The following is a 6,311-nucleotide window of genomic DNA, read 5'->3' as shown; positions in this document are numbered from 1 at the left end:
GCCGCCTCGATGGTGGCGTTGAGCGCGAGCAGGTTGGTTTGGTCGGCGATGGAGCGGATCACCCCGATGACCTCGCCGATCTTCTCGGCCGAGGCGGTGAGGCCGGAGATGATGGTCCCGGCCTCGCCGGCTCGGGCCACGGCCTCATCGGCCGCACCCTTGGCCTCGACGGCGTGGCGGCTCAGCTCCTCGATGGAGGACGAGAACTCCTCGGCGCCGGCCGCCACGGCCTGGACGTTGCCGGAGGTCTGCGCCGCAGCCTCCGCCGTGGTTGTTGCCCGCTGACTCACGTCGGAGATCGCTTGCGTAATCTGACCGAGGTCGCGATCGATGGCCCGCTGGCCCTGGAGGCGGCGATTACGGTCGCTGACCTCGGCCGTGACGTCGGTGGCGAACTTCACCACTGCGTAGGGCTTGCCATCTGCGCCGAGGACCGGGTTGTAGGCCCCGTGAATCCAGACCTCGCGACCGTCCTTGGCGAAGCGCTTGAATTCGCCCGACTGGTACTCACCGTTGGCTAGGGCACGCCAGAACGCCGCATAGGCTGCGCCATCGCGCTCGTCCGGTCCAACGAACAAGCGGTGGTGCTGTCCTTTGATCTCGTCGAGGCGGTAGCCGAGGGCGGTGAGGAAGTTCGCATTGGCATCGGTGACGATGCCCTCGAGGGTGAAGTGAATGACGGCCTGGGAGCGGTTGATCGCCCTGATCTGGGCGGCATCGAGGGCGCTGCGCAGCTTCTGCGCTGTGATGTCGGTGGCGAACTTAACGATCCGCACCACCTTGCCGCGCCGGTTGAGGATCGGGTTATAGGAACCTTGTATCCAGACCTCGCGACCGCTCTTGGTAATCCGCTTGAAGTCCCGTGTCTGATGTCGGCCTGCGCGCAGGTCCGCCCAAAACTCTTTGTAGGCTTCGCTCTCCCGCTCCCCGGGAGCGACGAAGAGGCTGTGATGGCGACCCTTCACCTCCTCAAGGGTGTATTCAACCACGCCAAGGAAGAGCGAGTTTGCATCCGAGACGTCACCTTTCAGGTCAAATTCAACCCTGGCGAGAGACTTCTCAATAGCCGAAAGAACATTCGATGATCCAGAGTTGAAAATGCTCATGGCCTGATGTCCGGTGATTTGCCTCATTTTCTTTGAAAATTATTAATTTTCCATGAAAACTTCTCAGTATCACCTCAAATATTGTATTCAATGCCAGCTTTTGGCGCAGGTGGTCGTGCAACGCTGTAAGGGCGCCTGCATTCGTATGATTTCGAGTATCATTTGTTGTTCGTCCTTAGAGCTCCTGCTTGGGGTTGGAGGCGGAACGTCCGCTTCGGGTCAAAGGGTCAAGGTCCACTCCCCACCCCGAGCTGAAGTTGCCGGACGGCTTACGAACGTCCGCTTTGAGGGAACCTCGACAGCGCTTCAGGCGGCTGAGTTGGGTCGCATGCGGAACGTCCGCTTCCGGGCAGGCAGCAAACTTCCGTTTATGGCGCATTGCTGCCGGAGGAACCTGATGCCAGCTTCTCGTGCGAGGACAGCGGAGCCGAGAGCACGACCAACGCAAATCTGCGTGTCGAGCTGGCTCCGGGGCGGAATTTTGGGACCCATCCGGTGCTCGTATTGCCAGCACCCTCGTCGGCATACTGGAACTGCGCATTTCGAATCCGCGAAAGGGATCGCTTTCGTTCAAGCTCCTCGCATTCTAGAACCTGATCCAGCCAATCCGCCTATTCGTTCGAGAGGTGGTTCACTGGTCGGCGCAGAGGGCTTTGGCCTCCTGTGGGTGCGTCACACCGTCATAGGCCGGACAGCCCGTCAGCGCGCCGTTGCGGATCTCGCGCACGACGAACAGCAGCGGCAGGCCGACGAGAAGCATCCTGACGGCCCAGGTGGCGGGCGACGAAAAGCCGTCATCGGGTAGCATCGGCTCGATTCTGCGCCACGGGCGAAGCCGAGGACGGCGGGTCGGTGAGGCGCGCCAAAAGTCTCTGGCAGACCACAGCTTGCATAGAGCGGGGGAGGGGGCAGCCTTGGTCCGATCCGATGTCGCTATCGTCGAGCACCTCTGCTGAGCATATGCCTCAGTGCCGTCAGGAACCGCGAAGTCCACCGCTGATTGATGTTCTATCGAAGCCTCAGGTCGGGCCGACACACTAGCTGGACGCAGATATCATCATGAAGTTGCAGGGCAAGCGCGTACTCATCACCGGTGCGGATTCCGGGATCGGCCAAGCGACAGCGGAGCTTTTTGCGCGCGAAGGCGCAGATGTGGCCATCACCTACAACACCGACGAGGCCGGCGCTCGCGAGACGGCAAGGCGTGTCGAGGCTCACGGGCGAACCTGCCTCGTGATTCAAAACGATGTTGGCGATGCTGCGTCCGTGGCAGCCACCTTCGAACGCGTTGCCTACGATCTGGGGGTCCTCGACATCCTCGTGAACAATGCCGGCCAGGCCATGAGCGGGATGCCGGTAGCGGACATGGAAGAGGCGAAGCTGGAGCAGATCCTGCGCGTCAATCTGTTCGGCCCGGTGTTCTGTGCGAAGGCCTTCATCGCCGTGCGGCGCGCGCAAGGCGGGCGCGGCAAGATCGTGAATGTCTCCTCGGTAGCTCAGCATCTGCCGACGCCCGAAAGTGCTCCCTATGGCATGTCGAAGGCTGCCATCGGCTCGTTCTGCCGTAGCCTGTCGCGCGAGCTGGCCGAAGACAAAATCAACGTCAACAACGTCGCGCCGGGTCTTATCGAGACGCCCATGACCAGTGATCGCTTCGAAGATCCGGCGGTGCTGGAAAAGTCCCTCGCGAAGATCCCCTGGCACCGGGCCGGTCAACCCGACGAGATCGCCAAGGCAATCCTTTACCTCGCCAGCGACGACTCTGACTACGTGACGGGTCATACCCTCGTGGTTGACGGCGGCCTCACCATGCAGTGGGGCGGTGCGTAATCACATTGGCTCACGGCTTCGCGCTTCATGATGCGGAGCCGTGAGATCTTTCCCTCCGGACGCGGAACGTTGCACAGAATCAGCCGTAGATGCTGCAGATATGCGCGGATTGAAACGCGCCGAACGGCCTCCCGAAGGATCCTGCCCATGACCCTCTTCCGCGAAGTGACGGACGCTCTCGGCCTCAGCATTCTTTTCGAGGACGTTGAGGAGACGCTGACCTCTGACGCTGGTGGCGAATAGCAGTAAGACCCTTTCGAACTCCCGGGCTTGCATGCTGTTGGCTAAATCTCAGAAGCACGCGAGGAGACGATGAGCGAAAAGAAAGCGCCCTTGAGCAATTCGACGTCAGGCCCGGCTACCCCCGATCCGCAGGACCCTCTGACTGTACCGATGGATCAAGTGCTCACGAAAGATTCGTCGATCGAAGGTCGTCACACCCAGGAAATTGTAGATCCAGCAGAGATCCTTCCTGAGGATCCTGAGGAACAAAACGACCTTGCCTGATGCGAACATCGGGTGAATTGAAGCCCGCCCGGCTGCGCGCCGAGGCGGGCTTCGTCTTAAGGCCCCGCCGCGCGCATCAACCGCCACCGGCCCCGGCTGCCCCTAATGCACCCGATCGCACCCCGCCGGCTTATCGAGGTCACGGGCAATCACTCGACCGACACGCTGCATCAGTTCGCGCATGATCGCGTCGAGGTGCGGGTCGTTCAGGCGGAACACATCCTCGGCAAGCACCAGTGTACGCTCGCCGAGATGCGCTCGGGTCTGCGCGTCCAAATCCTCGGGCTTCTGTGCTTCAGCCATGATGCCTCTCCTTGCATAAAAGACATCAGCGCACGCAATAGTTGTGGTGTCTAGGGAGGCAACTTGGCTCGGCCGCAGGATGCGGAAGGCTGCGTCGACCTCTCGCTCATCCATACGAGTGGCCGGCGCTGCGTTCCCACTGATCGTCAGCAGCGCGCTGACGACGCCCGCGCTTCAGATCCGCAGAGCCGACTTGATCATGGGTTGGCGTGTTGCTTGAGGGCCTTCGTCCTGGCCTCGGTCAGCACCCGTGCGCAATCGAGGACGGCGCCCGAACGGCCCGTTCCTCCATACCACTGGAATCCCGTCAACTCGCACTCCGCATCCCGGTACGCGATCCAGCGGCGCTGCGCCTCGACGAGGGCCTTTCGCCAGTCCTTTCGCACCTCCAGCGACCTGTCGCCCTTGTCGATCGAAGCCATAGCGCTGTGGTAAGCCGCGTTCAGCTGCTTGTCCGCCGCCTCGTACGCGTCGTTGATGCAGAGAGTGACGTCCGGCGTCGAGATCGCCTTCTTGCAGTCGATCCCGAGATCCTCAGCTTGGGTAGCGAGGGCAGCGGTAGGCAGGCTAGCAAACATGCCGCCCAGGATCGCAGCGGAGAGCATGCGTTGAATCATGCCTCCTTCGTCCCTTGGAACGGACGGAGCAACCAAGCGAGCCCGGATGCTCCATCATCAGATTCCCGGCTAGCATCATCGACTTGATCGACGATTTGACTCAGCGCGGCCGGCATCTCGGCCTCGTACTTGTCTAACAGGATCGCCGCGTCGAGGAGGGCGTGGATATGCCCCTCGGGGATGCTCTGGTCCGCATCCTGCTCACTCAACACCCGTTCAGCAAGGCGCGATGCGAGCTGCGAGAGCTCGTTCAGGCGCCGCGGAGGCACAGGCGAAGCGGGGTCATCGATCATTGAACCCTGTCTCCTGCCAGAGGCGCTAGGCGCCCATTAGGATGCTGCTTCCCTATCAGAACTGTGAACCCTGTTCGTTAGCGGAGGAGCGCCCTCGTCAGTCCCTGGCCGGCTTAAGCTTTTTCGGCTTGGCCCCATCCTTCGCCACAGCCCCATCGGCATCTCGCGCCAACCGCTCAGCCTTCAGACGAACGATCTGGTCGTCACGGGTCGTTTCTCGTACCCTTACCTCTTCCCAAGCCTGTCCTGCGGTGTCGGCCCTCTCTGCCGCCTTCGCAGCACGGGTTTCGGCACGATCCTGACTGCCACTCTTGTCCTGGGTCATTGGTGATCCTTCCACACATGGGCCCATCGCGCTCACTGGGCTGGGCTTCAGCGATGGTCATGGGCGTAAGGGCGTCGCTACGGCCACGGAGCCGTCGGCTCGGTTGAGGGCGCTGATGCGAGGTCCTCGGATCTCCGAGGTCTGCTCCCATGCGTCCAGAACGGAGTTGGCCGCATCAATGATGTCGCCTGGCGTGCCGCCCGGAACCTCGGGTCTGATGCCCTCAGCTAAACGGGTCAGAATGGTCTGTTCCAGCTGAGGGTGGATCTCGCCCTGAGCTTGTCGCATGTAGGCTGCGTACACGTTCTCCGCGATCGTACGGGCTACCTGGTCAACTTCAGGAGTGTCCTGTGCCATTTCTCACCATCTGCTGCTTACGTGCTTGCGTGACTCAACCACCATGAACGCTTCTCGTTCTCCCTTTTTCTGAGCCGCGCTCCTGCACCTTGCCATTCTGCTCGTCGAAGATGACGGTGGCCTACTGGCCCGCCCCAGCTGGGGGCAGGCCCTGCTCAGGGGTGGGCACAACGCCCAGGCCGCCGGCAGCATTAGGAGGCGCTGCGCCGAGGCGTCGTAGCAGCGCTTCGTAGGTCTGAGCCGCTGGCGAGTGGGGTTGCATCTCGTTCGTGCTGTCGAGGAGCTGCCGGACGTCCTGGACGAACAGGCGTCTGGCCTCGTCGCCTCCAGGGACCGTTTCGAACAGCCGGCCGATCGCGAGCTCGTACAGGCCGACGAGGATCTGCAGCTTCTGAGTGTCTTCGGACATAGGCGCTCCCCGTGCGTGACAACGAGAAGGTAGGGCACTGATCAGAGATTTCCGCCTACCGAGATGAGGCAGGAATCCGTTAAGGACGGGCAGTTCGCGCCGGGAACGCACCGAGTTCGGCCGCGCTTCTCATGGCATGTCAGATCTGGAAGCGCTCATCGAACGCCTGCGGGCTGAACAAACCCTCCTGACGCTCGAAGCCAAAGGAGGCGGTTTCCTCCCGGGCAAAAGCGTCCTGCAGCAGATTGCTGATCTTGAGACCAAGATCCATGCGATCGAAGCGGTAATGGAGGATCGCTGAGGAGGGCAACGCAACATGAACATCCGCCGCAGCGGGGCCAGTCTGGCGGATGAAATCGACGCCGGCGGCTACTGCCTGCATCCCAGTTCACGTTCCGTGGCGCGGGCCTGCGCTACTCGTTCTCTCTGACACGCCGATAGGGGTACGTCGGCCTCATCGTCAAACTGGCTCCCAGCGTTACCGCAAGCTATCGATCGCTGACCTGCGATAGGATACCTCTATACTACCATCCGCGTGATCGAACTGGCCTGCCTCCTGAAAAG

The 6,311-nt window shown here is 61.6% G+C and carries 10 protein-coding genes; 2 read left to right on the top strand and 8 right to left on the bottom strand.

Features of this window, described 5'->3' with window-relative positions:
• Positions 1 to 1,106 (bottom strand): PAS domain-containing protein (locus MFF01_RS21345; protein ID WP_238228416.1); only part of this gene is annotated, 1,106 nt, incomplete at its 3' end.
• A 631-nt stretch (positions 1,107 to 1,737) separates the two neighbouring features.
• Entirely contained in the window at positions 1,738 to 1,914 is a 177-nt protein-coding gene (locus tag MFF01_RS21340; protein WP_238228415.1) for a hypothetical protein, read from the bottom strand.
• Positions 1,915 to 2,165: 251 nt separating this feature from the next.
• Here MFF01_RS21340 and MFF01_RS21335 point away from each other — a divergent pair, with 251 nt between their 5' ends.
• Together MFF01_RS21335 and MFF01_RS21330 are read left to right on the top strand one after the other, a co-directional pair.
• Entirely contained in the window at positions 2,166 to 2,936 is a 771-nt protein-coding gene (locus MFF01_RS21335; RefSeq protein WP_238228413.1) for an SDR family NAD(P)-dependent oxidoreductase, read from the top strand.
• A 312-nt stretch (positions 2,937 to 3,248) separates the two neighbouring features.
• Positions 3,249 to 3,443, top strand: a complete 195-nt coding sequence (locus MFF01_RS21330; RefSeq protein ID WP_238228411.1) for a hypothetical protein — start codon at positions 3,249 to 3,251, stop codon at positions 3,441 to 3,443.
• A 102-nt stretch (positions 3,444 to 3,545) separates the two neighbouring features.
• Here the strand turns inward: MFF01_RS21330 and MFF01_RS21325 are convergent, their stop codons facing one another.
• The 6 genes from MFF01_RS21325 to MFF01_RS21300 form a co-directional block, all read right to left on the bottom strand.
• Positions 3,546 to 3,746, bottom strand: a complete 201-nt coding sequence (locus MFF01_RS21325; RefSeq protein ID WP_238228409.1) for a hypothetical protein — start codon at positions 3,744 to 3,746, stop codon at positions 3,546 to 3,548.
• Between the two features lie 197 nt (positions 3,747 to 3,943).
• Positions 3,944 to 4,363, bottom strand: a complete 420-nt coding sequence (locus MFF01_RS21320; RefSeq protein WP_238228407.1) for a lysozyme inhibitor LprI family protein — start codon at positions 4,361 to 4,363, stop codon at positions 3,944 to 3,946.
• Positions 4,360 to 4,656, bottom strand: a complete 297-nt coding sequence (locus tag MFF01_RS21315; protein ID WP_238228405.1) for a hypothetical protein — start codon at positions 4,654 to 4,656, stop codon at positions 4,360 to 4,362. The genes MFF01_RS21320 and MFF01_RS21315 overlap by 4 nt, the downstream gene beginning before the upstream one ends.
• Positions 4,657 to 4,753: 97 nt before the next feature.
• On the bottom strand, positions 4,754 to 4,981 hold the full coding sequence (locus MFF01_RS21310; RefSeq protein ID WP_238228404.1) for a hypothetical protein: 228 nt from the start codon (positions 4,979 to 4,981) through the stop codon (positions 4,754 to 4,756).
• Between the two features lie 478 nt (positions 4,982 to 5,459).
• Positions 5,460 to 5,747, bottom strand: coding sequence for a hypothetical protein (locus MFF01_RS21305; RefSeq protein ID WP_238228403.1), 288 nt, complete (start codon positions 5,745 to 5,747; stop codon positions 5,460 to 5,462).
• Positions 5,748 to 5,886: 139 nt separating this feature from the next.
• Positions 5,887 to 6,129, bottom strand: a complete 243-nt coding sequence (locus tag MFF01_RS21300) for a hypothetical protein (protein WP_238228402.1) — start codon at positions 6,127 to 6,129, stop codon at positions 5,887 to 5,889.
• Positions 6,130 to 6,311 lie beyond the last annotated feature (182 nt).

The organism is Methylobacterium adhaesivum (assembly GCF_022179065.1).
Taxonomy (GTDB): Bacteria; Pseudomonadota; Alphaproteobacteria; order Rhizobiales; family Beijerinckiaceae; genus Methylobacterium; species Methylobacterium adhaesivum.
This window is presented reverse-complemented; position numbering and strand designations above follow the sequence as displayed.

What these genes read in the sequence shown, in the direction of transcription:
- MFF01_RS21330 (WP_238228411.1), top strand. Translation starts at nt 3,249, where the DNA reads ATGAGCGAAAAGAAAGCGCCCTTGAGCAATTCGACGTCAGGCCCGGCT.
- MFF01_RS21305 (WP_238228403.1), bottom strand. Translation starts at nt 5,747, where the DNA reads ATGTCCGAAGACACTCAGAAGCTGCAGATCCTCGTCGGCCTGTACGAG.
- MFF01_RS21310 (WP_238228404.1), bottom strand. Translation starts at nt 4,981, where the DNA reads ATGACCCAGGACAAGAGTGGCAGTCAGGATCGTGCCGAAACCCGTGCT.
- MFF01_RS21340 (WP_238228415.1), bottom strand. Translation starts at nt 1,914, where the DNA reads ATGCTACCCGATGACGGCTTTTCGTCGCCCGCCACCTGGGCCGTCAGG.
- MFF01_RS21325 (WP_238228409.1), bottom strand. Translation starts at nt 3,746, where the DNA reads ATGGCTGAAGCACAGAAGCCCGAGGATTTGGACGCGCAGACCCGAGCG.
- MFF01_RS21315 (WP_238228405.1), bottom strand. Translation starts at nt 4,656, where the DNA reads ATGATCGATGACCCCGCTTCGCCTGTGCCTCCGCGGCGCCTGAACGAG.
- MFF01_RS21320 (WP_238228407.1), bottom strand. Translation starts at nt 4,363, where the DNA reads ATGATTCAACGCATGCTCTCCGCTGCGATCCTGGGCGGCATGTTTGCT.
- MFF01_RS21300 (WP_238228402.1), bottom strand. Translation starts at nt 6,129, where the DNA reads ATGCAGGCAGTAGCCGCCGGCGTCGATTTCATCCGCCAGACTGGCCCC.
- MFF01_RS21335 (WP_238228413.1), top strand. Translation starts at nt 2,166, where the DNA reads ATGAAGTTGCAGGGCAAGCGCGTACTCATCACCGGTGCGGATTCCGGG.